Origin of the sequence: Acetobacter okinawensis (assembly GCF_002153655.1) — a bacterium.
GTDB lineage: Bacteria > Pseudomonadota > Alphaproteobacteria > Acetobacterales > Acetobacteraceae > Acetobacter > Acetobacter okinawensis_A.
In genome coordinates, this window is record NZ_JOPJ01000001.1 from 134,226 (window position 1) to 157,026 (window position 22,801).

General features: G+C 57.5%; 23 protein-coding genes, 2 tRNA genes and 1 riboswitch. Of the genes, 9 read left to right on the top strand and 16 right to left on the bottom strand.

Annotation, left to right across the window (positions count from 1 at the left end; all coding sequences use genetic code 11):
- Positions 1–46: 46 nt before the first annotated feature.
- The 4 genes from HK26_RS00625 to HK26_RS00640 all read right to left on the bottom strand — a co-directional run bounded on the left by HK26_RS00625 (position 47) and on the right by HK26_RS00640 (position 4,014).
- The gene (locus HK26_RS00625) at positions 47–1,153 is read right to left on the bottom strand and encodes a two-component system sensor histidine kinase NtrB (protein ID WP_086638002.1); all 1,107 of its coding nucleotides are present in this window, start codon (positions 1,151–1,153) and stop codon (positions 47–49) included.
- Positions 1,150–2,220: a tRNA dihydrouridine synthase DusB gene (gene dusB, locus HK26_RS00630; RefSeq protein WP_180539227.1), complete on the bottom strand. Its 1,071-nt coding sequence runs from the start codon at positions 2,218–2,220 to the stop codon at positions 1,150–1,152. Before dusB ends, HK26_RS00625 begins: the two co-directional genes overlap by 4 nt.
- 90 nt (positions 2,221–2,310) lie before the next feature.
- Positions 2,311–3,465 carry a bifunctional 2-C-methyl-D-erythritol 4-phosphate cytidylyltransferase/2-C-methyl-D-erythritol 2,4-cyclodiphosphate synthase gene (locus HK26_RS00635; protein ID WP_086638004.1) on the bottom strand — a complete coding sequence of 385 codons (1,155 nt, stop codon included), beginning with the start codon at positions 3,463–3,465 and terminating at the stop codon, positions 2,311–2,313.
- 210 nt (positions 3,466–3,675) lie between these two features.
- The gene (locus tag HK26_RS00640) at positions 3,676–4,014 is read right to left on the bottom strand and encodes a P-II family nitrogen regulator (RefSeq protein WP_086638005.1); all 339 of its coding nucleotides are present in this window, start codon (positions 4,012–4,014) and stop codon (positions 3,676–3,678) included.
- A 215-nt stretch (positions 4,015–4,229) separates the two neighbouring features.
- On the opposite strand from HK26_RS00640, the gene HK26_RS00645 reads away from it, so the two are divergent.
- From HK26_RS00645 to HK26_RS13815, 3 genes are all read left to right on the top strand, one after another.
- Entirely contained in the window at positions 4,230–5,483 is a 1,254-nt protein-coding gene (locus HK26_RS00645; RefSeq protein ID WP_086638006.1) for a UbiH/UbiF/VisC/COQ6 family ubiquinone biosynthesis hydroxylase, read from the top strand.
- 16 nt (positions 5,484–5,499) lie between these two features.
- On the top strand, positions 5,500–6,354 hold the full coding sequence (gene cysE / locus HK26_RS00650; RefSeq protein ID WP_086638007.1) for a serine O-acetyltransferase: 855 nt from the start codon (positions 5,500–5,502) through the stop codon (positions 6,352–6,354).
- Positions 6,355–6,554: 200 nt separating this feature from the next.
- A complete protein-coding gene (locus HK26_RS13815) occupies positions 6,555–6,683 on the top strand; it encodes a hypothetical protein (RefSeq protein ID WP_257640797.1) in 129 nt (42 codons plus the stop codon).
- A gap of 6 nt (positions 6,684–6,689) precedes the next feature.
- On the opposite strand, the gene HK26_RS00660 is transcribed toward HK26_RS13815, so the two are convergent.
- The 9 genes from HK26_RS00660 to HK26_RS00700 form a co-directional block, all read right to left on the bottom strand.
- Positions 6,690–6,766 (bottom strand) — tRNA-Arg (locus HK26_RS00660).
- 39 nt (positions 6,767–6,805) lie between these two features.
- On the bottom strand, positions 6,806–7,111 hold the full coding sequence (locus HK26_RS00665) for an ETC complex I subunit (RefSeq protein ID WP_086638009.1): 306 nt from the start codon (positions 7,109–7,111) through the stop codon (positions 6,806–6,808).
- Positions 7,112–7,133: 22 nt separating this feature from the next.
- Positions 7,134–7,210 (bottom strand) — tRNA-Pro (locus HK26_RS00670).
- Between the two features lie 58 nt (positions 7,211–7,268).
- On the bottom strand, positions 7,269–7,754 hold the full coding sequence (gene gpt, locus HK26_RS00675) for a xanthine phosphoribosyltransferase (RefSeq protein ID WP_086638010.1): 486 nt from the start codon (positions 7,752–7,754) through the stop codon (positions 7,269–7,271).
- 173 nt (positions 7,755–7,927) lie between these two features.
- The gene (locus HK26_RS00680; protein ID WP_086638011.1) at positions 7,928–8,176 is read right to left on the bottom strand and encodes a hypothetical protein; all 249 of its coding nucleotides are present in this window, start codon (positions 8,174–8,176) and stop codon (positions 7,928–7,930) included.
- 92 nt (positions 8,177–8,268) lie between these two features.
- Complete coding sequence (locus HK26_RS00685; RefSeq protein WP_086638012.1) at positions 8,269–8,604, bottom strand: DUF6525 family protein; 336 nt, start codon at positions 8,602–8,604, stop codon at positions 8,269–8,271.
- Positions 8,601–9,818, bottom strand: a complete 1,218-nt coding sequence (zigA, locus tag HK26_RS00690) for a zinc metallochaperone GTPase ZigA (RefSeq protein ID WP_086638013.1) — start codon at positions 9,816–9,818, stop codon at positions 8,601–8,603. Before zigA ends, HK26_RS00685 begins: the two co-directional genes overlap by 4 nt.
- A gap of 136 nt (positions 9,819–9,954) precedes the next feature.
- A complete protein-coding gene (locus HK26_RS00695; RefSeq protein WP_086638041.1) occupies positions 9,955–10,542 on the bottom strand; it encodes a manganese efflux pump MntP in 588 nt (195 codons plus the stop codon).
- 87 nt (positions 10,543–10,629) lie between these two features.
- Positions 10,630–10,732: riboswitch (yybP-ykoY riboswitch) on the bottom strand.
- A gap of 148 nt (positions 10,733–10,880) precedes the next feature.
- Positions 10,881–11,315 (bottom strand): RcnB family protein, encoded by a 435-nt coding sequence (locus HK26_RS00700; protein ID WP_257640798.1) that lies wholly within the window; start codon positions 11,313–11,315, stop codon positions 10,881–10,883.
- A 334-nt stretch (positions 11,316–11,649) separates the two neighbouring features.
- Here HK26_RS00700 and HK26_RS00705 point away from each other — a divergent pair, with 334 nt between their 5' ends.
- Positions 11,650–13,443 carry a diguanylate cyclase gene (locus HK26_RS00705; protein WP_086638014.1) on the top strand — a complete coding sequence of 598 codons (1,794 nt, stop codon included), beginning with the start codon at positions 11,650–11,652 and terminating at the stop codon, positions 13,441–13,443.
- Between the two features lie 146 nt (positions 13,444–13,589).
- Positions 13,590–14,240, top strand: a complete 651-nt coding sequence (gene nfsB / locus HK26_RS00710) for an oxygen-insensitive NAD(P)H nitroreductase (RefSeq protein ID WP_086638015.1) — start codon at positions 13,590–13,592, stop codon at positions 14,238–14,240.
- Between the two features lie 52 nt (positions 14,241–14,292).
- On the opposite strand, the gene HK26_RS13820 is transcribed toward nfsB, so the two are convergent.
- Positions 14,293–14,727: a hypothetical protein gene (locus HK26_RS13820; RefSeq protein WP_257640799.1), complete on the bottom strand. Its 435-nt coding sequence runs from the start codon at positions 14,725–14,727 to the stop codon at positions 14,293–14,295.
- A 117-nt stretch (positions 14,728–14,844) separates the two neighbouring features.
- Entirely contained in the window at positions 14,845–15,741 is an 897-nt protein-coding gene (locus HK26_RS00720) for a LysR family transcriptional regulator (RefSeq protein ID WP_086638016.1), read from the bottom strand.
- Positions 15,742–15,868: 127 nt separating this feature from the next.
- On the opposite strand from HK26_RS00720, the gene HK26_RS00725 reads away from it, so the two are divergent.
- The 3 genes from HK26_RS00725 (at position 15,869) to HK26_RS00735 (ending at position 18,650) form a co-directional block, all read left to right on the top strand.
- Entirely contained in the window at positions 15,869–16,372 is a 504-nt protein-coding gene (locus HK26_RS00725; protein ID WP_086638017.1) for a nucleoside deaminase, read from the top strand.
- Positions 16,373–16,376: 4 nt separating this feature from the next.
- Entirely contained in the window at positions 16,377–17,738 is a 1,362-nt protein-coding gene (locus tag HK26_RS00730) for a solute carrier family 23 protein (RefSeq protein ID WP_180539217.1), read from the top strand.
- A gap of 96 nt (positions 17,739–17,834) precedes the next feature.
- Positions 17,835–18,650 carry a hypothetical protein gene (locus HK26_RS00735; RefSeq protein ID WP_086638019.1) on the top strand — a complete coding sequence of 272 codons (816 nt, stop codon included), beginning with the start codon at positions 17,835–17,837 and terminating at the stop codon, positions 18,648–18,650.
- A 100-nt stretch (positions 18,651–18,750) separates the two neighbouring features.
- On the opposite strand, the gene HK26_RS00740 is transcribed toward HK26_RS00735, so the two are convergent.
- Positions 18,751–20,217 carry a catalase gene (locus HK26_RS00740; protein WP_086638044.1) on the bottom strand — a complete coding sequence of 489 codons (1,467 nt, stop codon included), beginning with the start codon at positions 20,215–20,217 and terminating at the stop codon, positions 18,751–18,753.
- A gap of 222 nt (positions 20,218–20,439) precedes the next feature.
- Between HK26_RS00740 and HK26_RS00745 the strand changes: the two genes are divergently transcribed.
- Complete coding sequence (locus HK26_RS00745) at positions 20,440–22,599, top strand: TonB-dependent siderophore receptor (RefSeq protein WP_180539219.1); 2,160 nt, start codon at positions 20,440–20,442, stop codon at positions 22,597–22,599.
- Positions 22,600–22,801: the final 202 nt, after the last annotated feature.

Below are 22,801 nucleotides of genomic sequence, written 5' to 3' on the forward strand. Positions count from 1 at the left end.
GGAAAAACAACAGGGAGAGGCTTATCAGGCTCAGGCAAGCCTATCGTCAAGGGAGGCCACCCCTTTCTTCCGCAAGCGGAAGAAAAAGGCTGATTTCGGTTCGGCCGGGCCGGCTTTCCACTTCCATAACCCCGCCGTGGTCGTCCATGACCTTACCCACCAGCGCCAGCCCCAGCCCGCTACCATTCACCTTGGTAGAGACAAATGGCTCAAACAGATGTGGCCTGACCGTTTCGGAAATACCCGGCCCCGTATCCCTTATTGTGACAACAAGCGGGAGATGCCGCCACTGGGTGGTGCCCGGCGCAGTCACGCGAATGCCAGGGCGGTAGCTGGTCATGAGCGTGATGTCCCCCTCCTTACCGGCTTCCTGCAAGGCTTCCGCCGCGTTTTTAACCAGATTGAGCAGGACCTGTACCAGCCTGTCCCGGTCCCCCCAGACATGAGGTAGGGAGGGATCATAGCACTCGATAATCCGCAGGCCTTTGGCAAAACCATTGCCCGCCAGCAGTTTGACATGCTCTAAAAGGCGATGGATGTTCAGCGCACGGTAGTCCATCCGTGCCTCGCCAAACATACCCATACGCTCGACCAGCGCGTCTATGCGGTCCACCTCATCACAAATCAGGGTGGCAAGGTCGCGGTCGGCATCACTTACGGCCTGTTCGAGCAACTGGGCCGCCCCCTTGATCCCGGAGAGCGGGTTACGCACCTCATGCGCCAGCATGGCCGCCATGCCAGACACACTCCGTGCCGCCGAGCGATACACCTGCTGCTGGTCCAGCACGCGCGCTGTGGACGGCAGGTGGAATGTCAGCAACAGATGGCCGGGGTGGTCCAGCACCTCCGCCCCCTGCACGCTCACCCCTTCATGGTGGAAGCGCGGAGAGCTGAATAACAGGTCATGCTCCGTTACACTGCCGCCACGTTGGCGCAGGTGGGTCAGCAAAAGATAGATCGGGTGGTCTGGTGGTGCAATTTCCGCCATGCCGCCAGCTTTGATCTGCTGGCGGGACATGCCAAAAAACTCCTCCGCAGCCATATTGACCGCAAGGACCACATTCCCCGCCCCGACTTCCAGCAAGGGCACAGGCAGGCTGTCCAGTAGTAGCGCCGCGTCAGGCTCTGCCCTGTCTGGCGCCGGTGTGCTCACGCCGCGTGGGCCTGTTCTTGCTGGCGGGCCGACTCCTGCCGGGAGGCACGTGGCTCACGCTGTGCGCCCAAAGCCATCTGCTGGTCATAGAATTCGGCAATCCGGGCCACGGCCTCCTCTGGCGTTTCCACCTTATTGAAGGCCGCACGGAAAGCAGCCGAGGCAGGCAGACCGGCCGAATACCAGGACACATGCTTGCGCGCCAGCCGCAGGCCGGGGCGGGGGCCAAAATGCTCCAGCATCATGCCATAATGCTCGAGCACAATGGCTTTTTCCTGCTCCAAGGTGGGGTCAGGCATGTCCTCCCCCGTGCGCAGGGCATGCGCAACCTGCGCCAAAAACCACGGCCGCCCATAGCAGCCGCGACCGATCATCACCCCATCCGCACCAGACTGGGCCAAGGCATTGCGTGCGTCGGTCGTGGTCAGGATGTCCCCATTCACAATAACGGGCAGGTCCACCGCATCCTTGACGTTGCGCACAAAGGCCCAGTCAGCCGTACCGTTGTAAAACTGCTGGCGGGTGCGCCCGTGCACCGTAATCATGCGAATACCCGCATCCTGTGCAATACGGGCCAGCACCGGGGCGTTCAGGTGTGCGTGGTCCCAGCCCATGCGCATTTTAAGCGTGACCGGCACGGACACGGCCTTGACCACCGTTTGCAGCATACGCTGCGCTGCGGCCTCATCACGCATCAGGGCGGAGCCAGCCATCTGCCCCACGGCCACTTTTTTGACCGGGCAACCAAAATTGATGTCAATCAGGTCCGCACCACGGTCTACGGCAATGCGGGCAGCCTCGGCCATGGCCTGCGGGTCACACCCGGCAAGCTGCACTGCATTGGGGCCACCAGCATCGGCCACCTCGGCCATGCGCAGTGTGGTGTCGTTCTCACGCACCATGGCCCATGAGGCAATCATTTCAGAAACAACAAGGCCAGCGCCAAGCCTGCGTACCAGCCGCCGGAATGGCAGGTCGGTCACACCGGACATGGGAGCCAGAATTACCGGCGTATCAAGGACAACACCGCCCAGATCAATGGGACGCAGCAGGGGTTGCGTTTGCACAGTCATTTCCATTTGCCTACGAATTAGGCAGAAATACCGATCCACGCGCCCCTGTGCAATGTTTTTCGTAACGGTTGAGCGGTAAAAACCTTACGGCACCAGCACGCTTACCGTGGCGGCACAGGCTATGCCCTCCTCACGCCCGGTAAAGCCGAGCCGTTCCGAGGTTGTCGCCTTGACCGAAATACGATCCACATCCACTTCCAGCAACGCCGCCAGACGCTCGCGCATGGCCTGCGCATGGGGGCCAATTTTGGGGCGTTCACAAATCAGGGTCAGATCGGCATTGACCAGCATGCCACCCCGCTCACGGATACGCTGCCCCGCATGGATAAGAAAGCGGGCGCTGTCCGCATCCTTCCACTCGTTCTGACTGGGGGGGAAGTGCCTGCCGATATCTCCTTCGGCCAGCGCGCCATAAATGGCGTCACACAACGCATGAATCCCCACATCGGCATCGGAATGCCCGGCAAGGCCATGTGTATGCGGGATGGTAATGCCGCACATAATGAGCGGACGCCCTTCCTCAAAGGCATGCACATCATACCCAAGGCCCACACGCGGCAGCAATGTGGGGCCGATCAGCCTTTCAAGACGCACCAGATCTGCCTCGTATGTCAGTTTGATATTATCTTCATCGCCGCGCACAAGTGCAACACTCATACCCGCAGCCTCAAGCAGGGCGGCGTCGTCGGTCGCATCGAGCGATGCTGCGGCGCGGTGCAGGTCCAAGAACAGACCAAAGCGGAAGCCTTGGGGCGTCTGCGCACGGAACAGGTGGTCACGCGGGACAGTCCCGTCGATCACACCGTCTTTTTCACGCTTGAGGGTATCGGCCACAGGCACTGCGGGAATGGCACCCGGATGCTCCGCCAGCGCCGCCACAACGGCATTGACCAGCGCAGCGCTCACATACGGGCGGGCACCATCATGTACCAGCACCAGATCGGGCTTTTGCTCGGGGGGGAGCGCATCAAGCGCTTCCAGCCCGGCGCGCACACTGGCCTGACGTGTCTGCCCACCCTGCACAGGCGGCAGAACGCTCAGGCCGTCCAGTGCCTCGGCCAGAGAGGCCGGGTCGCCTACAGGCTGAATAGAGGAGACATGCGGCAGAAGAGCCTGCGCGGCATGACGGATAACGGGCTGGCCAGCAAGCAGCACGTACTGCTTGGGCGTGGCACACCCCGTGGTGGCGGCATAGCGGCTGCCTGTACCGGCAGCCAGTAGAATGGCAGCTACTCGCATGTACGAAGCAATGGAACCACACCCCCGCCCCGTCAAGTCTCAAAATAGCAGGGAAGATGACCTACGGCGGCTGGCAACGGGCCATGCATCCGCCCCCACGGCAGCGTGCTGGCGCAAACACCAGCCACACGCACAGCTACCGTGCACACAGTGCGCTCACACGCACCCCCACCTGCCTACCGGCAGGCAGGATACACCTGAACGCAGGCGTTAAAGGGCAGCGTCCCCCGTCTCCCGCGTGCGGATACGGATAACGCGGGCGAGGTCACTGACAAAGATTTTGCCATCCCCGATCTTGCCCGTGTGGGCGGCATCCAGAATCGCTTCCAGCACCTGATCGAGCAGGGCATCGCTCACAGCGACTTCCACCTTGATCTTGGGCAGAAAGCTGATCCGGTATTCAGCCCCACGGTAGATTTCGGTCTGCCCTTTCTGGCGACCAAAACCCTTGACCTCGGAAACAGTAATCCCCTGAACACCCAGCGGCGCGAGCGCTTCGCGGACATCATCGAGTTTAAAGGGCTTTATAATGGCGGTAATCAGCTTCATACTGCCTGCAACTCCCTGCTGCAAAACATTTCCATGACGTTACGATGTTGGCACAGTTAAACACCAATTGCCAAGAGCTTTGATGCACCTCAAGGCAAGACGGCTGGTTTTGTCGCACAGGAGGGCGCATATAGGGGGCATGACCTGCAACAGCCTGTGCGGGCTTTTTGGGCCTGCCGCCCGCCAGATGCGTGAATTGTAAGGATAAACACCCCATGCGCCCAATCCCCCCCCACGCTACGGCAGAGCACGCCAGCACCCACCTCCCGCATGTCGCGGATGTGGACGTGTGCATTATTGGCGCGGGCCCCGTTGGCGCGGCCCTTGCCTGCCGTCTGGCGCGTGGCGGCATGCAGGTTGCCGTTGTGGACAAAGCTGCCCTCCCCCCCATGGAACACCCCGATCTGGACGGGCGGGCCTATGCCATTGCCGCAGGCCCAAAGGAATACCTTGAAAGTGCGGGAGTCTGGGATGAACTCCCCACCGCCTCCTGCCCTATTGAGGAAATTCTGGTCACTGATGGTCGGCCGGGTGAGCCTGCATCCTCCCTCTTCCTTGAATTCACGCGTGAGGATGCCACACAGCCTTTTGGCTGGATGGTAGAAGCCCGCGCCCTGCGTGTAGCCCTGAACAAATGCCTGAGCACCACTCCGGGCGTGACCGTGCTGGCCCCGGCTGAAGCCAAAATTACCCGCACAGCCCATAGCGCACATGTGCAACTGCTTGATGGCCGCAGCTTTAATGCCCGCCTGATTGTGGCCGCCGATGGCCGCCGGAGCCGCCTGCGCACCGAGGCAGGCATTCCCCTGACCCGCCTGCCCTACGGGCAGACCGCCATTGTGTGCGCCATTGCCCACGAGTTCCCGCACGACAACAGCGCTCTGGAGCACTTCCTGCCTGCTGGCCCGTTTGCCCAGCTCCCCATGACCGGCACAGAAGAACACCCCTACATGTCCGCCATTGTGTGGAGCGACAAGGACGGCGTGGCCGAGCGCTTTGCCGCCCTGCCTGACGATGCGTTCGCCCGTCAGGTTGAGCGCCGCATGGGCAACACCCGCCTTGGCCGCGTAACCCCCGTGGGGCGGCGCTGGACATACCCGCTCTCCGCCCAGTATGCAGCGCGCTATACGGATACGCGGCTTATTCTGGTAGGCGATGCCGCACATGGTATTCACCCCATTGCGGGTCAGGGGCTTAACCTTGGTTACCGCGATATCATCCACCTGAGCACGTTGCTGCTGGACATACACGCACAGGGCAAGGACCCCGGCGCTCCCGCCGTTGTTGCGCGGTATCAAGCCTTGTGCCGACCGGCCAATATGCTCATGCTGGCCGCAACAGATGCGCTGGACAGGCTGTTCAGTAATGACAACCCGGTTCTCCGTCTGGCGCGTGATCTGGGTATTGCTGGCGTGCATCGCTTTCCCGCACTACGGAAAGCCTTTGTAAAGCACGCCATGGGTTTGTAGTAACGGAGTAGCCGGGATGCGCGACGCTCAAATTGCCTCTGTCAGTTCCAGCCATTTTGAGGAAAGCAGCCTGCTGTGCGCGCCACAGCTCACCGTGCTGTGGGAACAGATGACGCAGGAGGCCTGCAGTTGCCATGACCCGCTGGTGCGCGGTCTGCTGGCCACTGGCGTGCGCAGCCATTCCAGCTTTGCCTCTGCCCTTGCGGCCCTGATCGGTCGCAAACTGGGGGACCACTCCGTAGCAGCGGATGCCCTGTCCGAACTGGTTAAGGAAAGTTTTGACGCAGAGCCCGACCTTGTGTGCGCGGCGGCGGCAGACCTGCTGGCCATTCGTGAACGCGACCCGGCCTGCCCGGACTTTGTAACCCCTTTCCTGTTCTTCAAGGGGTACCACGCGGTGCAGACCTACCGGGTTGCCCGCTGGCTCTGGCTATGCGAGCGGCGGCATCTGGCTTTGCACATGCAAAGCCGGGCATCGGAACTGTTTGGGGTGGATATTCACCCCGCAGCCCAGCTTGGCCGACGTATTCTGTTCGACCACGGCACTGGCATAGTGGTGGGGGAGACGTCCATTATTGAAGACGACGTATCCATTTTGCAAAATGTCACCCTCGGTGGCACTGGCAAACACTGCGGGGACCGACACCCCAAGGTGCGTCGCGGCGTGCTGATTGGTGCTGGTGCCAAGGTACTGGGCAATATTGAAATTGGCGAAGGGGCCAAAATTGGCGCAGGTTCCATAGTGCTTGAGCCCGTACCCCCCTTTACCACCGTGGTGGGTAACCCTGCCCGTAAGGTGGGTGTGCGGCACAAGGGCATGCCCGCCCTGAACATGGACCAGACACTCCCCCCGATTGACTACATTATCTGACCCAAGGCCCATGTGGGAGCAGCGGCTTTAACCTGCCCCCACATATTTTCGTCTTAAAAAAACACCCGGCCTCATTGCCCCTATTGGCTCAGACAGACCGTGCAAAGCGCAGAACCTTGTAAAATGCATCTGGCATCCCCCACAGCCACATAGCTGTGGTCGCAACAAGACGGGCGCAAGATGCCTCTCGCAGCGCGGGCATGCAGAAGGACACTTTACCTGCGTCGAAAGCTGACAAACCCGCCAGCAACAAGGTAGCGGCACCCACCACCACGCAAAAAAGGGCGGAGCATAACTCCACCCTGACAATCATCACGCATCTGGCCTGAAAAAACTGGTGCGCCCTATTGGATTCGAACCAATGACCCACAGCTTAGAAGGCTGTTGCTCTATCCAACTGAGCTAAGGGCGCTAAACAGCCCCTCCCGCATAAGGGGAAAGGGGCTAAAAATCAATGCGTCCAGTTCTGCACCCGCGTATAGCCAAAATTATCGGCATAAACCTTGGGGCGGCGGAGGCGCTGCGTGGGCTGCTCCACTTCGTAAGCAATCTGCTCACGCTGGGCATAGGCTACTGCGGCCTCACATGTCTCAAACAAAAGCCGAAGCTGGGAATTTGTATCCGCACTACCGGACCACCCCATAAGGGCATCCTGCTTACGTGGAGCACTCTGCCCGTACTCAAACACCCACTGGTGGGTGCCGATAAGACCGGACTGACCGGCTGGCTTGGACTGCTTATAAATACGCGCTGGCATGATGTGCCTCCCGCTTTATTTATGGTCGGGGCGCCCGGACTCGAACCGGGGGCCTCGTGTACCCAAAACACGCGCGCTACCAGGCTGCGCCACGCCCCGAACAAGCGGGAAACTAGGCGTCTAATTGCAAACTGGCAACCCTGCTGCGTTAAAAAAATTACTCCGCACACTCTTTTTTGTTGCTGACCAGTGGCGGCACAAACAACGGAGCCGTATCCCACGGGAACAGAACCCACGTATCCTGCGGAACTTCCGTAATAAACAGGTCTGTCAGGGCTTTACCTGCTGGCTTGGCATACAGGCAGGCAAAATAGGCTTTGGGCAGGCGCTCACGCACAAAACGCGCGGTAACACCGGAATCGACCAGATCATCAATAATCAGGAAGCCTTCCCCATCCCCTGCGGCATCGGGGGATTTGATAATCTGGGGCTGCCCCATTTCCTCTTCATCATATGTCACGACCGAAATGGTCTCGATCAGCCGGCAACCCAATTCTCTGGCGGCAATGGCTGCGGGGATCAACCCGCCACGGGTCACCGCGACAATACCCTTAAAAGGCATTCTGGGCATAAGGGCCGCCGCCAGTGCCCGAGCATCCCGATGCAGTTGCTCCCATGTTACCGTGGCATAATGCACAGCCATAAACACAATCCTTTACCATAAACTGGCAGACCGGGCCTTGCCCCTTGCCTTTACGCGCCCTCTTTAGCAGGAAGCGGCGCCAGTTCCTACATCGTGTTGTCTTTGCGCCATCCCCCCTGTGTCAGCTTGGTGAGCCGCGACTGGTGTTGCCTCATCTCTGCCCGTAGGGCGGCTCAGTCTTCCTCCACCAAGGGAACATCCCCTACCTGCTCCAGATATTCAGGCTCACCGTAATCGCCTATATCCTCATCCACCTGCATGCGCACGACAACCGCACCGGCAACCCGCAGGATGCCAGCCCGGATTTTGTCCACCCGCCTGCGTGCATCATCCACATTGGGGCATAAAATGGGAGCACCAGCCCGCAATGCCGCCCCCTGCCATATAAAGGGTTGAAACACGATACGCTCGGCTACGGCCATATTTGCCTCCCACGCCCAGTATGTTCTGTTTTTGTTCTAACATACTCCAGCCATCAGGCCAAGACATTACCGTGGGGAGACGCACGAACCGCCTACCTTTGCACAGTCCCCTGTGCCGCCAGATGCGGCAACTCCATGCCATACTCCTCCCCATAGCGGGCCGCGAACACATCGCGCTCAAGCCGTTCGCAATAATCCAGATAGCGGATCAACGCCTTTTCTGCCCGCACGGTGCGACCATAGCTCCGCTTGTAATGCCGCCAGAGCATCAGCACGTTTACCGACCATGCATCATAGCTGTGCTGGCTCACACGCTGCCTGATGCTCGGCGGCAGTGCATCAAACGCCTGCCAGTCATTGCCATCATACCTGCGCCAGACCTCATGGCGCAGGGTGCGTTCGTTGGTGCGTGCTTGCAGGCGGCTCATTGTGCCGCAGGCTCTGTCTGCCAGACGGGAAACGGGTCTGGCAGATGCGCAAACTCCTGTGCGTCAAACAGGGTTTGCCCAGTATCGGGCACAAGGCAGGCATTCAGTGCCGCGCGAATGGCGGCCTCGTCCATGGCCGGGGTGCCAATGAACACCATTTCCTGCCGTCGGTCGCCGTACACCCGGTCCCAGCGGGAGACCAGCATGTCCTGCCACTCCTTGTCGTCCGGCCAGTGTTCAGGCGGAATGGCCACCCACCAGTGCCCTGCGGCCTCCGTACGCACCAGTGCTCCCGCCTGACCCAACTCCCCCACCCATCTGGGGCGCGTTGCCAGCCAGAAATAGCCTTTGGCCCGCACAACGCCCGGCCATGCATGATCAATAAAAGCCTTGAATTTTACCGGGTCAAAAGGCCGCCTTGCCTGAAAGACAAAGCTGTGAATTCCGTATTCCTCCGTCTCGGGAACATGATCGGAAAAACCATAAAGCTCTTTGTACCATAAGGGATTTTTATGTGCTTTGTCGTAATCAAAGCGGTGCGTATCCAACACCCGCTCCAAAGGAACAGCGCCATGGTCCGCCTCCACAATATCGGCATCGGGGTTCAGGCTGGCAATAATCTGGCGCGCAGCCATACGCTGCTCCGCCGTGGCGCTGGAGACCTTGTTCAGCACAACAACATCGGCAAATTCGATCTGCTCAACCAGAAGGGACACAAGCGCGCGGTCATCTTCTTCCCCCGCGACCTCCCCCCGATCCCTGAGAAAATCTGTGGAGCTGTAATCACGCAATAGATTGACTGCGTCCACAACACTCACCATCGTGTCCAGCCGGGCTATGTCAGAAAGGCTGCGCCCTTCTTCGTCCCTGAACTCGAATGTTGCAGCAATTGGCAGAGGCTCTGCAATCCCTGTTGATTCTACCAGCAGATAATCAAACCGCCCCTCGCTGGCCAGGCGCTGCACCTCCTGCAAAAGGTCATCGCGCAGGGTGCAGCAGATGCAGCCATTGCTCATTTCCACCAGTTTTTCATCCGTGCGGGACAAATTGCTGCCACCGCGCACCAGATCGGCATCAATGTTTACATCGCTCATATCGTTCACAATCACCGCAACACGTCTGCCGGTACGGTTATTGAGGATATGATTGAGGAGCGTTGTTTTTCCGGCACCTAAAAAACCGGACAGGACGGTAACGGGCAATCTGCTGGGCATGAGCGGGGCCTTATTGCTGGAACAGGTCTCCCTCCGCTATATATGCAATATTATAACATAACAATTATTGCCCGAGAGAAATTTCCCATTCCTGCCGGTGCGGCATGGCCCCGACCATGCCGCACCCAGGCCAGAGTTATGGCGCGCTCAAATGCGTGTAGAGAATGGAGCAGCCGATACCGATCAGCGCCATGCCCCCCAGAATTTCTGCATAACGGCCGATCCACACGCTGGCATGCCGGCCGATAATAACGCCCAGCGTGGCCACAACCGTAGTCGTCCCCCCAATAACCAGACAGGCCGCCAGAATATTAACCCGCATCACACCCAGACTGACCCCAACAGCCGTTGCGTCTATGCTGGTGGCCAATGCGGTTGTCACCAACCCCAGTACGCCACGGTTATGGCGGCTCTGCCTGACATCATGCTCGGGGGTCTCTGCATCATGCCCTGTGCAGGCAAGCCGGATCATGTTGCCGCCAATAACCAAAAGCAGGCCAAACGCGATCCAATGGTCGACTGCGGCAATCCATGTGCTGAGCGCCAGCCCCAGAACCCAGCCAATGACAGGGGTTATCGCCTCAAAAAAACCAAATACGGCGCCAATGCGCACAGCATCGTTCAAACGGGCGTTCTGCACCGTCGCACCTTTGCCAACGGCTGCGGCAAAAGCATCGACAGACAGGCTGAGACCAAGAATACCCAGCGTGAAAATACCGGTCATGACAATTCCAAGGGCCGCAAGAGACTCACACGGCAGACGGAACTCCCCCGGCCACATCTGGAGGTTCCGCTGCCGTTGGTCTTGCCTGGCGTTTTGCGACCAAAACGCTGCCTCCACCATGGCCCGAAAGCCAAGTGTGTTGATGAAGGCCCCTCATGACTGAGGGTAACTACTCCCCAAGGACGGGGCGATGCCTACCAAGCACCGCACCGGATTGCAACCTTTTGTTTATTCGCTTTTAATCCACAGGCTTACCCACGCAAGCATCCTCAGAATCTGTGGATAACACCATAAGCGCACAGGCTGACAGTCCGACGGATACCAGCCTGTACGAGCACTCAGCGCGCCATACCCGAGGAGATGACCCCGCTGACCACACCCGCAATAACTCCGCTGGCAATGCTGGTCAGCAGGAACTGGTTGCCATACTGCATCCAGCGATAACCCGGCGGCGGGGCATACAGCCCGCGCTGGCTACGCCAGTCCTGCACATACCAGCGATTATTGACTGGCCCGTCATAGCGGTCTCCCCGCTTCCAGCGCCGGTTCATGTCATAATGGTCACCATCAAACCCCGGACCACCACGGCCACCACGCCCATGCCCACGGCCCGGCCCACCCTGTACGGGCGGCGGATTATGCAGGCCCGGATTACCCCTCTGGCCCGGCGGCCCGCCACCGGGTCCACCCGGCCCCATACCCTGCGCATTGGCAGAAGACCCAGCCAGTAAAAAACCATTCAACATAACGGCGACAAGGAGCTTGATATTCACCAGATTTATTCCTTTGGGCCTAAGCCACTATGCAATTGTACCCGGCAAGGTTTGGCTACTTTTACGGCGCCATTATGGCACCCACACGCTGTAAACTCCGGCTCAGTAGCCATGGTTCCCCGCGCGGACATACGCCATGTCATCCATACGGGCTTTTAACCTGCCAAGGGCTGCCTTGCACAACTTATGCGCAAAAGCTTTATCTGATCTTTAATAATGAATTAAATCATGCCGCATAGTCACAGAATATTCTTGCAAGACATCTAAAACGGAATTGAACGGATGGAATAGATACTGTATTTTGCACAAAATTTTATAGTGCAAAGAGATTATTTTGCTCCACTCCCTTACATCTCGGATCGTCTTTGTTGGCTCCATTGTCAGCGTTAATCTGGTCTGCCTCTCGGGTCTGCTGCTTTCTGCCTCCAACAGCATGATTGCCAGCTTTGAATGGAATACCCACAGCCAGAAAATTACAGAAATCGTCTCCGAGACCCTGTCCGACCTGCGCGAGGCACAGGCTGAGGAGCGTGGCTACCTCCTGACCACCGACCCCTCCTTTGCCAAGGATTTTGACGACCGCGTTGCCGCGGCCCTCTCCAAAGTCAACATGCTGGAGCAACTGGTGCAGGACAATCCGGTCCAGCACGAACGCGCCCAAAGCCTGCAAATTGCCACCAACGAGCGCATAGACACCCTGACCAAACAGATCGCACTCGCCCGTCAGGGACGGTTTGAGGAGGCAAGGTCCCGCGTTATTCTGGGGCAGGGCCGTGTGGACATGGCCATTATTGTGCAAAAAGCGGAAGAAATCCGGCAGACAGAACAAGAACAGCTCATTGCGCGGGAGGCAACCGCCAAAGCCCATGTCAGCTGGAACAGAAAGCTGGTTCTGGGTGGCTGCCTGATTATTGTGCTGCTGGTCAATGGCCTGCTGTATCTTGTGCTTAACGGCATGCGCCGCTCTGTCAGCCTGATCGTGCGCGCCATGGCCGACTTTGGGAACGGCAACCGCGCAGCCCGCGTGGATGACAAAATGGGTTGTACCGAGTTTGACATGCTCGCGCAGGGTTACAACACCATGGCCGAGCGGATGGACGCCGCCATGCAGGCGCAGGAGGCCAGCGACCACAAACTGCTCCAGGCCAATGCGGAACTCAAACGCAACAACGAAGCCATGGAACTGCTGGGCGAAATGGCCCACCGGTTGCAGGCCGCGCGCACCAGCACTGAACTCTCAGCCATTATCTGCGCATTTGTGCCACGTGTGCTGCCTAATATTCCCGGCGCGCTGTACACGTACAACCACACAACCAACCAGCTTGAGCGCATTGCACAATGGGGTGCCATTGCTGTGGGGTGCGATGTGCTGCATCCCTCATCATGCTGGGCGCTGCGGTTAGGGCAGAGCCATGCCGTTTCCACCAGCGGGGGGGATGTGGTCTGCCAGCATGTGGGGAAGGACGTGAGCATCTACCACTGCGAGCCATTGTTTGCGAGTGGTGAGGTTGTTGGGCTTTTATACCTGCAAAGTCTTGTTGCGGAGGAAAACCGCTTCCGCCTTGTCGCACTGGTGGAAAACATAGCCTCTGCTCTGGTCAACCAGAACCTGCAAAAAAACCTGCTTGAACAGACAATCCATGACCCGCTGACAGGCCTGTACAACCGCAGACATATGGAAGAAAGCCTGAACGCGGAAATTGCCACGGCCAGCAGGAACAACACCGCTCTGGGCCTGATCATGGCCGATATTGACCATTTTAAGCATATTAACGACGAGTTCGGGCATGACGCAGGCGATATGGTCCTGCGCACCATTGCCAATGAAATACAGAACTCCTTCAGAAGCGATGATATTGTCTGCCGCTTTGGGGGCGAGGAATTCCTGATCATCACCGCCTCACACCCGCTGGATGCGCTTGTCCAGCGGGTAGAAAGCCTGCGTGACAACCTGTCCCGGCTGGAGCTGCACTATAATGGCCGCACCCTTGGCAAAATCACCATGTCATTTGGTATTGCCATGTGGGACAAATCCCTACCGGCAGAAACAGCGGCCATTATCCGCAAGGCCGATACAGCACTTTATCAGGCCAAAAAAGACGGACGGGACAGGATTATCATCGCCTAACCTGCTCCTGTGCCGTGGGGGCAGTTTGATCTCCCCCCTTGATCTGCCTGCCCATCCAACCCACTGTAAGGCATCATCAGCACTGTGGCAGACCCTCTGCCACAGTCTGTGCCAGTGGCAAATTGGGCAACGGTTAGGACAGCACCATGGATCTGATTAACATTCTCAAGCACCGCCACACGACAAAGGCTTACGACAAAGAGCGTAAGATACCAGCACCCATTGCAGCGCAACTGCTGGAATCCCTGCGTTACAGCCCATCATCCGTCAACTCCCAGCCTTGGCACTTTTTTGTCGCGGACAATGACGCGGGCAAAGCCCGGATTGCCAAGGCCACCAGCGGCCCCTTCGCTTTTAATGCCCCACGGGTCATGGACGCGTCACATGTTGTGGTGCTGAGTGCGCGCAACAGCCTGCCTGCGGACTACCTGCAAACACTGGCCGATCAGGAGCAGGCCGATGGCCGCTATGCCAATGAGGAGGCACGCGCTCTGGCGCACAAAGGCCGTTCCGGCTTTGTAGGACTGCACGAGCAGGCCGGGGACGTGCCGACATGGACACAAAAGCAGACCTATATTGCGCAGGGTTTCCTACTCTTGTCCGCAGCACTGCTTGGCGTGGACGCCACCCCCATGGAGGGCTTTGACGCCAGCATTTTAAGCACGGAACTGGGGTTGGCAGAAAAAGGCCTGTCTCCGGCCGTTATTGTCGCTCTGGGCTACCATTCGGATGCCGACTTTAACGCCAGCCTCCCCAAATCCCGCCTGCCGGAAAAATCCGTTTTCTCACATATCTGACAGCCTCTTTCCCGAGTTGGGCAAATGCCACACCTCGGGAAAAGCCGCTTTTTTATGACCCGCCGTTTGTGCGTAGCGGGTCATCATTCAGCTTCATGTGCCGGACAATCTGCTCAAGCTCATGCGCATAAGCAGTTTTAACATTGTTCACGGCTTTGCCGACCCGCTCCTTGGGGTGTTTTTGGCATTCGTCGCGTATGGCTTTGGACAGACCTCTGGTCACCTCATCTGGCATGCGGGATTCACTCATTTTATCGCCAGAATAATCGCCATGCTCGGAGTTCAGGTAATCTATGCAGATGCCATTGGCATTTTGCGTGGTTTTCTGCATCAACGCCTTGTAATCGCCGTCCTCTTCCGTGTCCTGCGCCATAACCGGCACGGAGCACATGGCCAGCAGGCTGCCCATAACAAGACCTAAAAGCTGTTTACGCATGGTCTGCGCCTTCCATCCACCATGCCAGACACGCGGCATGGTGGGCAGCATACCACACTCCCGGGTCGCACACCTACACAGCCACACCCGACTGGCATGAAAAGCGCGTGTGCACCACGGCCTGCCATTCATGGCTCATGTGGCCCGCACACCACCAAGGCAGCGAGATTATACGTTAAGGCGTTGCCCGGTTTGTGGCAAAGCCTCAAACATCTGCGACAACTCCGCCATAACCGCAGCGGGCACGCCCCCACCATAGCGGGTGCACAAACACAGTGTTTCGCGCAGTCGCAGATTATCAAGGGCCTGAAAACACAACACGCCAGCGGAAACATCGTGCACAACATCCAGCCATGTCAGCACTCCCATATACTCCCCGCGCCGGATGTATGCGCGAATAAGTTCCACCGAGTTGGTGTTGACCAGACCTTTGGGCTGCACGCGCATGCGTGTGAACTCCCCATCCAGTCTGGGCCAGAGAGAGAGCGAACTATCCGGCAGACAAAGTGGCAAATCAGCACAGGCATACAGCAGATCCGCCACCTTGCCCCCGGTGGGGAGCATTCCTGCCGTTGCAATCAAACCAATGTCATAATCACGCTTTTTTTGAATGGATATGTCCTGATCATCCAGAACATTAAACGCAATAATCACATCCAGTTCCCCCGCACGTAACTGACGCACAAGGGTGTTTGTGTCCGAGACGATCAGTCTCAAAGCCGTTTTGTGGTCGCGCAGGTCCGGGTGGACTGCGACAAATGGCAAAAGACATTCCATAATACCCAAACGCACCCCCGCAGCATCGGGGCGGGCAATTGTGGCGCGCAGGCGGCGCTCGGCATCAATCCACTGGGTTGCCTGCTCCAGCAGTTTTTTACCCGCATCCGTCAGGCGGCTGCCCTGTGGGGTACGGACCATTAACGGTGCACCAAATGCACGCTCAAGCATCTGCATCTGTCGGATCAGGGCGGAGGGGGCAACATTCAGCACCTCCGCTGCACGCCGAACCGAATTGTGGCGACTGATTTCCACAAAAGACAGCAGTTCGCGTGAAAATGCCGACATTTTTACAAAATACCCCCGTGTATGAAAAATCAGAACACCGCTGACAATTCATTGCGCTACAGGAACATAAATGCAATGTTTTAAAGTCTGAAGCTTCCTTGCTGTATATTTTTACGGGAGCCCTCTCATGTCCACCGACCCATCACCCCAGCACAGCCTGACTGCCACAGACCGAAAACTACTCGAGAGAACACTCCAGATTTCTCAGGAAAGCAGGCTTGCTGGCAATCATCCCTTTGGGGCCCTGCTGGCGGCAGAAGATGGAACAATCCTGCTTGAATCCGGCAACAGTGCTGCAACAGACCGTGGGACGGGACACGCGGAACTCAATGTCGCCCGCAAGGCAGCACAGTTATATACGCCGGACTTTCTGGCTGCATGCACACTGGTCACCTCGGTAGAGCCGTGCTGCATGTGTGCAGGCAGCATTTACTGGGCAGGCATTGGCCGCCTTGTTTACGGCATGACCGAAAAGCGCCTGGCAACCCTGACCGGCGACAACCCCGAAAACCTGACCATGAACATGCCCTGCACGCAGGTGTTTGACGCAGGCCAGCGCAAGGTTGTGGTCATCGGCCCTGTTGAAGACATGGAAGCCCGAATTGCCCATGTGCACGAAGGATTCTGGTAAGATCATGGAACAGCAGACACCCCAAACGCACACCATGAGCGGTAAAAACGGAGTGGATGAGGTGCTACCCCTCCCCCGTATGGTCCCACTGGCCGTGCAGCACGTCATGGTCATGTATATGGGGGCCATTACCACCCCACTTGTCATCGGCCGTGTTCTGGCTCTTCCCGCGGCGCAAACAGCAACCCTTATTCAGGCAGACCTGCTGACCAGTGGTGCCGCCACATTATTGCAGACCATTGGCACGCGCTGGCTGGGCGCGCGCCTGCCGCTGATGCAGGGCGTCTCGTTTGCAACCGTGTCGTGCGTGATCGGTATTGCCTCCTCCGCCACTTTAGCCACAAGCCATGACAATGAAGGGTTACGCACGGTTTATGGCGCGGTCATTGTGGCGGGTCTGGCCGCCATGCTCGCAGCGCCACTGGGCCGCCATATCATGCGGTTTTTTCCGCCAGTTGTGGTTGGCACGTCCCTTGCCATCATGGGGTTCAGCCTGTTGCCGGTCGCTATTGACCAGATCGCTTCCGGCGCAGGCCTGCATGCGGGGCGGAACATGCTTGTCGCCATGAGTGTATTTGCCAGTGCAATTTTTTTATCCATTACCGGGCGTGGTGTTTTTAAAAATCTGGCCGTCATTATTGGCGTGGGGGTCGGCCTTGTGGTGGCTTTTGCAGCAGGCCAGCTTACCCCACATCTGAGCGGTATGCCGCCACTGCTGGCACCCGTCAGGCCCCTGCCCTTTGGCTGGCCGATTTTTCAGTTAATGCCTTCCCTGAGCATGATTGTCATTGTGGCCATTACGTGGGTTGAATCCATTGGGGATGCAGTTGTTGTGGGAGAAATGACAGGACGCCACGCAACCCCCAAACTGGTGAGCAGACTGCTGCGGGCAGATGGGCTGGCAACATTGCTGGGGGGGATTATGGGGTCTTTCCCCTACACCGCTTTTTCCGAAAATGTTGCGCTTTTAAGCATTACGGGCGTGCGCAGCCGGTGGATTGTCGCCATGGCCGGGGGGATTTTATGTGTTCTGGGGCTTTCGCCTTTTCTGGCCACGGCGGTGGCCGCCCTCCCCCCTGCCGTGGCCGGAGGCGCCGGTCTGATGATTTTTGGAACCCTGATGATGGTGGGCATACAGATGCTGGCATCCCTTGGGCTGGAACCGGGGAACAAGCCGTTTATTGTTGCCTCTGTCAGCATTGTTCTGGCCATGGCCATTGTGATGAAGCCGGATTTTTTTATGTTTATGCCTGACTGGACACAACCCGTCCTGCAATCCCCCGTTGTGGCTGGTTGCGTGAGCGCCATTGTGCTCAATATTCTTTTTTCATTCCGAGAGAAAAAAGAAGCCCCCCTGAGCGCATGAACACCATGCGCGTCCTTGCTGCTCCATGCCCCATTAACGTCTCAATAACATTCTTCGGGCATCCTGCCTTTACTTTGTGTATCGCAGGATATTCCCATGACACACCTGACCTCCACACAGCCTACACGCGGTTACACCCTGCTATCCACCACACCTGAGCAAACGGCACAAAACGCAACAGCAGCACAACAGAACCGGGCAGGCACATCCCCTTCCCGCCCCGCAACGTTGCGCGGAACGGACACAGCCTCTTCCGTTCAGATAAGCCTGTCGCAGGCGGGGCTGGATTTTCTGGCTCATCCGAGTGCGGCCACTACGCCTGAGCAGGCTGCGGCTCAGGAGGCTTTGGCCCGGCTGGACCGCCTTGCCAGTGCAAGCCATACGGAGGCCCGTGAGGAGGCGGAAGAACGGGTCAATACTATCAAGGCCCAAATACACCAGCTTATGCAGATAAAAGACCTGCTTTCGCCCAAGGCACTGGCGCAGGAACTGGCACAACTGGCCCGGCAACTGGCCGCAGCAGTCGCGCAATACACACAAAGTGGGGGGAGCAGCACAGCCAATGCAGCCGCAGGCAATGCCGTGCTCGCAGCTACCCAGACAACACCATCAACATCATCACCCACACAAGCTGCCTCCACCCTCCCCACAGATGTAACAACCACTGACACACAACAGCCCGCGACCACATTACCGGACGCACAGACCACAACGCAGGGAGGCACACCGGCCACAAAAACAGATAACGATCAGGGTTTTGCCCAAGCTGTTCAGGGCTTGTCCGCGCAGATGAAGGCCCTGCTGGCACAAAACAGGCTACGCCTGCAAAAACTGCACATCACATCGGATAGTGACACGCAAACCGCACAAAACGCGCTTGAGACCGTCAGCCAGCTCATACCAAAAATATAGCCACAATGGCACTTTGGGCCAGAAGAAGCACAAACCTTTATGGCACGTCACACGGGCTGAAAAAAACTTCAGCCCGTGTGAGCCGCACCATGCCAGATTTTCAGGCTCTGGCAGCAAGCACACCATCGCGGACACGTTTGCCTATATCCGCATCAATATGTGTCCAGTAGTCAAAGACCCGAGACAGCACCGGCTCTTCAACACCCTGCAGCACATGACCGACAATATTACCAACCAGCCGTTCGCGGGCCGCAGCATCCATAACGCGGTTGATTAATATATTGGCCTGACTGAAGTCATCATCATCACGGCGCAGGGTATAGGCAGCCCGCATGAACGGGCCATCTGCCTCCCACACAGCATTTTCGGGGAAGTGCCGGGCATCCGCCACCGGACCACCCTTGGAGTTTGGCACATAAACCGGGTCGTGCGCTGGCTGCACGCGCATGGCGCCACCTTTGACATACCCATGAACAGGGCATTTGGCTGCGTTAACCGGGATCTGCTTATAGTTCACACCCAGCCGCGCCCTGTGTGCATCCGCATAGGCAAAAGAGCGCCCGAGCAGCATTTTATCGGGGGAAAGGCCCGTGCCCGGCACAAAATTATTCGGCTCGAAGGCAAGCTGCTCAATCTGGGAATGAAAATCCGTTGGATTGCGATCAAGCGTCAGCTTGCCAACATCAATCAAAGGGAAGTCCGCGTGTGGCCACACCTTGGTCAGGTCAAAAGGGTTGATGTGGTAGGTTATTGCATCTTCATACGGCATAACCTGCATGCGCAGCGTCCAACTGGGGTAATCCCCCCGTTTGATGGCCATATGCAGGTCACGGCGGTGGTAGTCCGCATCGGCACCGGCAATCTTGCCCGCCTGCTCCTGAGTCAGAAACTTGATGCCCTGATCGGTTTTGAAGTGATACTTCACCCAGAACCGCTCCCCCTTTGCATTAACCCACATATAGGTATGGCTGGAGAACCCATCCATATGCCGCCATGTTGCGGGAATACCACGATCGCCCATAAGCCATGTGACCTGATGGGCTGTCTCCGGGCTAAGGGTCCAGAAGTCCCACTGCATGTCGTTATCACGCAGGCCGTTATCAACCCGGCGTTTTTGGGAATGAATGAAGTGCTGGAACTTGAGCGGGTCACGCACAAAAAAGATCGGCGTGTTATTGCCGACCATGTCAAAATTTCCCTCACCTGTATAAAACTTCAGGGCAAAACCACGCGGGTCGCGCCATGTATCCGGGCTGCCTGCCTCCCCCGCAACGGTTGAAAAACGGGCCACCACCTCGGTTTTGGCACCCGGCTGCAAAAACTGCGCGCTGGTATACGCACTCACATCATGCGTGACTTCAAACGTGCCAAAAGCGCCGCTCCCCTTGGCGTGCGGCTGGCGGTCCGGAATCATCTCGCGGTTGAACGCGGCCATCTGCTCGATAAGGTAATGGTCGTGCAACACAATTGGCCCATCTGCGCCAACGCTCAACGAATGTTCGTCGCTGGAAACCGGAATACCGGATTCCGTTGTATGTCTTTTCGCGCTCGGGTCGTGTGCCACCATGGTTTCCTCCACCTATACGCCATAGAGATATTGGAACGCATGGTCCGCGCCAGATGTTCACCCACCCTGCATCACTTTTTCCGGCGATAGGGTAGCCCCACGGGGAGGAACGACCTGTGGCCCGTGAGTCACATATTTAATTTTTAATGTTTGCAACGGATACAAACTGGCTGCCCCACACTATAGATGCGAATTATTGTCATTTTCATCAAAGGTCTTCGCATGACTCTCGCCCGTCCCTCAATCGGCGTTATGAGCCTGTTTACAGCAGGGATCTGTCTGGCCTACCCCCTTGCCACAAAGGCAGAAACATCACTCTCGCAGGATTCCGAAACTGCAAAAGACGAGTATGTTGAAGTCAAGGCCAAGCGCTCGGGCTATGTGGCGAGCAGCACATCCATTGCCACAAAAACCGATGTCCCCCTGCGTGAGGTTCCCCAGTCCGTTACGGTCATTACCCGTATGCAGATGGATGAACAGCACGCACGCAGCATCTCCGATGCCTTGAACTATTCTGCCGGTGTTTCCGCCGGGAGCCGCCCGGGCAGCCGGTTTGACAGTATTTACCTCCGTGGTTTTGGCGGGTTTGGCGGGAGCGCCAACTATGTGCAGTTCCTTGATGGGACGCGGCTGACACAGGGTATCTCCTATGCCGTACCGTCGTTTGATGAGTACTTCATGCAAAGCGTGGAAGTTCTCAGGGGGCCAGCATCGGTGCTGTATGGCCAGTCCAGCCCCGGCGGTTTTGTGAACATGACCATGAAAACCCCCACAGCAACCCCATACCATGAGGTCCGGCTCGGCACCGGGTCATATGATTATGGGGAGGCCATGCTCGATATGTCTGACCGTATCAACAAAAGCGGCACACTGAGCGCCCGGCTGACTGCTGTAGGCAGGACCGGCAATACGCAGGTCAACTACACTCAGGACCACCGTATTGGTGTTATGCCCCAGATTGCGTGGCGTCCAACCGATCATACGGATTTAAACGTCCGGCTTTTTTATCAGAACGATCCATCTTCGCTCTACGGCATGGCCCTGCCTGCCGCAGGCACGGTGCTCCCCAACAAAAATGGCAGGCTGCCAACCAGCCTGTTTACCAGCGAACCGGGCTTTGACCAGTACAGACGCACGGAATATATGACGGAAATTGCCTTCCGCCACCGCTTCAACGATGCTCTGACATGGCGGCAGAACTTCCGCTATCTGCACCTTGATTCAGATTTCCGTTCCATTTCCCTGCGCGCACTGGCCAGTAATCAGGCAACAGCATCGCGGATGTACACAATATCACGCGAGCATATGGATGCATTCAACAGCGATAACAGTCTGGAGACCCGTTTTCACACCGGTCATGTCAAACATACGCTTATTGCTGGCATAGATTACCTGCACAATGCCTCCGACCGTATTCTGGGTAACGGCACAGTGCCCTCACTCAACCTGTACGATCCAGTCTATGGCGCTCATTTTTCCCCCACCGCGACAAGCGATGCATCGCAAATTCTCAACCAGCTTGGCCTCTACATTCAGGATCAGGCAAAGTGGAAGCGCTTCTCCTTTATTCTGGGCGGGCGGTTTGACTGGACAACACTCGACACAACCTACCGCTGGGGTGGAAAATCAGTCTCTTCCTCCGCCAGAAAACCCACCTATCGCGGTGGCATTGTCTATTCGTTTGACAATGGTATTTCGCCATATTTTTCGTATAGCACATCGTTCATGCCAACGGCTGGCACAAGCTATGCCGGGGCATCTTTCAAACCCACCACAGGCAACCAGTACGAAGTGGGGGTAAAGTACCAACCCAGCAAAATACCCATGACCATTACCGGGTCAGCCTATACCATTCATCAGGAAAATGTTCTGACCACAGACCCCGCGCACACCACTTACAATATCCAGACTGGCGCAGTACGCTCCCGTGGCTTTGAGCTGGAAGCACGGGCACACCCTCTTCCCGGCCTGAACCTGATTGCCTCTTACGCCTATAACGACATTCAGATCAGGCACGACACAACCGCAAGCAACATTGGCAACCGCCTGCTTGCTGCGCCTTCCAACACGGCCTCCGGCTGGGTCAGCTATACGTTCCAGAACGGCAGGGCCAAAGGGTTCGGGCTCGGTGGCGGCGTACGTTACAATGGTTTCAGCTACGGGGACAACGCAAACACCTTTAAGGTGCCCGGTTACATTCTGGGTGAAGCAGAAGCCCATTATGATATGGGCGGCGCCTTTTCCTCGCTGAAGAACCTCCTGCTTCAGGTCAATGCAACCAACCTTGCAGACAATAAATATGTTGTTGCATGCGCGTCTTCCATGAACTGCTTTTATGGCACCCGCCGCACTATTCTTGGCAACATACAATACCGCTGGTAACGGGGCCGCCTTGTCCTGCAAGGTTTAACGTCCCCCACTGGCTGTGAATTACACTTTACAGCCAGTGGGGCAGATGCCCCTCTCCCGCGCCCAAATCATCCTCATACCCACAGTGGAATAGCGCGCCACTTTATCCTTACTGATCGACGAACTGTTCCTGCCCGACGATTCCCATCTGTGTCACGCCCAGGCGCTGTGCGTC

What these genes read in the sequence shown, in the direction of transcription:
- cysE (WP_086638007.1), top strand. Translation starts at nt 5,500, where the DNA reads ATGCGCGACGCTCAAATTGCCTCTGTCAGTTCCAGCCATTTTGAGGAA.
- HK26_RS00695 (WP_086638041.1), bottom strand. Translation starts at nt 10,542, where the DNA reads ATGACCGGTATTTTCACGCTGGGTATTCTTGGTCTCAGCCTGTCTGTC.
- HK26_RS00745 (WP_180539219.1), top strand. Translation starts at nt 20,440, where the DNA reads ATGACTCTCGCCCGTCCCTCAATCGGCGTTATGAGCCTGTTTACAGCA.
- HK26_RS13815 (WP_257640797.1), top strand. Translation starts at nt 6,555, where the DNA reads ATGCAGAAGGACACTTTACCTGCGTCGAAAGCTGACAAACCCGCCAGC.
- HK26_RS00685 (WP_086638012.1), bottom strand. Translation starts at nt 8,604, where the DNA reads ATGAGCCGCCTGCAAGCACGCACCAACGAACGCACCCTGCGCCATGAG.
- HK26_RS00680 (WP_086638011.1), bottom strand. Translation starts at nt 8,176, where the DNA reads ATGGCCGTAGCCGAGCGTATCGTGTTTCAACCCTTTATATGGCAGGGG.
- HK26_RS00635 (WP_086638004.1), bottom strand. Translation starts at nt 3,465, where the DNA reads ATGCGAGTAGCTGCCATTCTACTGGCTGCCGGTACAGGCAGCCGCTAT.
- HK26_RS00735 (WP_086638019.1), top strand. Translation starts at nt 17,835, where the DNA reads ATGACACACCTGACCTCCACACAGCCTACACGCGGTTACACCCTGCTA.
- HK26_RS00640 (WP_086638005.1), bottom strand. Translation starts at nt 4,014, where the DNA reads ATGAAGCTGATTACCGCCATTATAAAGCCCTTTAAACTCGATGATGTC.
- gpt (WP_086638010.1), bottom strand. Translation starts at nt 7,754, where the DNA reads ATGGCTGTGCATTATGCCACGGTAACATGGGAGCAACTGCATCGGGAT.
- HK26_RS00665 (WP_086638009.1), bottom strand. Translation starts at nt 7,111, where the DNA reads ATGCCAGCGCGTATTTATAAGCAGTCCAAGCCAGCCGGTCAGTCCGGT.
- nfsB (WP_086638015.1), top strand. Translation starts at nt 13,590, where the DNA reads ATGGATCTGATTAACATTCTCAAGCACCGCCACACGACAAAGGCTTAC.
- HK26_RS00725 (WP_086638017.1), top strand. Translation starts at nt 15,869, where the DNA reads ATGTCCACCGACCCATCACCCCAGCACAGCCTGACTGCCACAGACCGA.
- HK26_RS00645 (WP_086638006.1), top strand. Translation starts at nt 4,230, where the DNA reads ATGCGCCCAATCCCCCCCCACGCTACGGCAGAGCACGCCAGCACCCAC.
- HK26_RS13820 (WP_257640799.1), bottom strand. Translation starts at nt 14,727, where the DNA reads ATGCTGCCCACCATGCCGCGTGTCTGGCATGGTGGATGGAAGGCGCAG.
- zigA (WP_086638013.1), bottom strand. Translation starts at nt 9,818, where the DNA reads ATGCCCAGCAGATTGCCCGTTACCGTCCTGTCCGGTTTTTTAGGTGCC.
- HK26_RS00740 (WP_086638044.1), bottom strand. Translation starts at nt 20,217, where the DNA reads ATGGTGGCACACGACCCGAGCGCGAAAAGACATACAACGGAATCCGGT.
- HK26_RS00720 (WP_086638016.1), bottom strand. Translation starts at nt 15,741, where the DNA reads ATGTCGGCATTTTCACGCGAACTGCTGTCTTTTGTGGAAATCAGTCGC.
- HK26_RS00730 (WP_180539217.1), top strand. Translation starts at nt 16,377, where the DNA reads ATGGAACAGCAGACACCCCAAACGCACACCATGAGCGGTAAAAACGGA.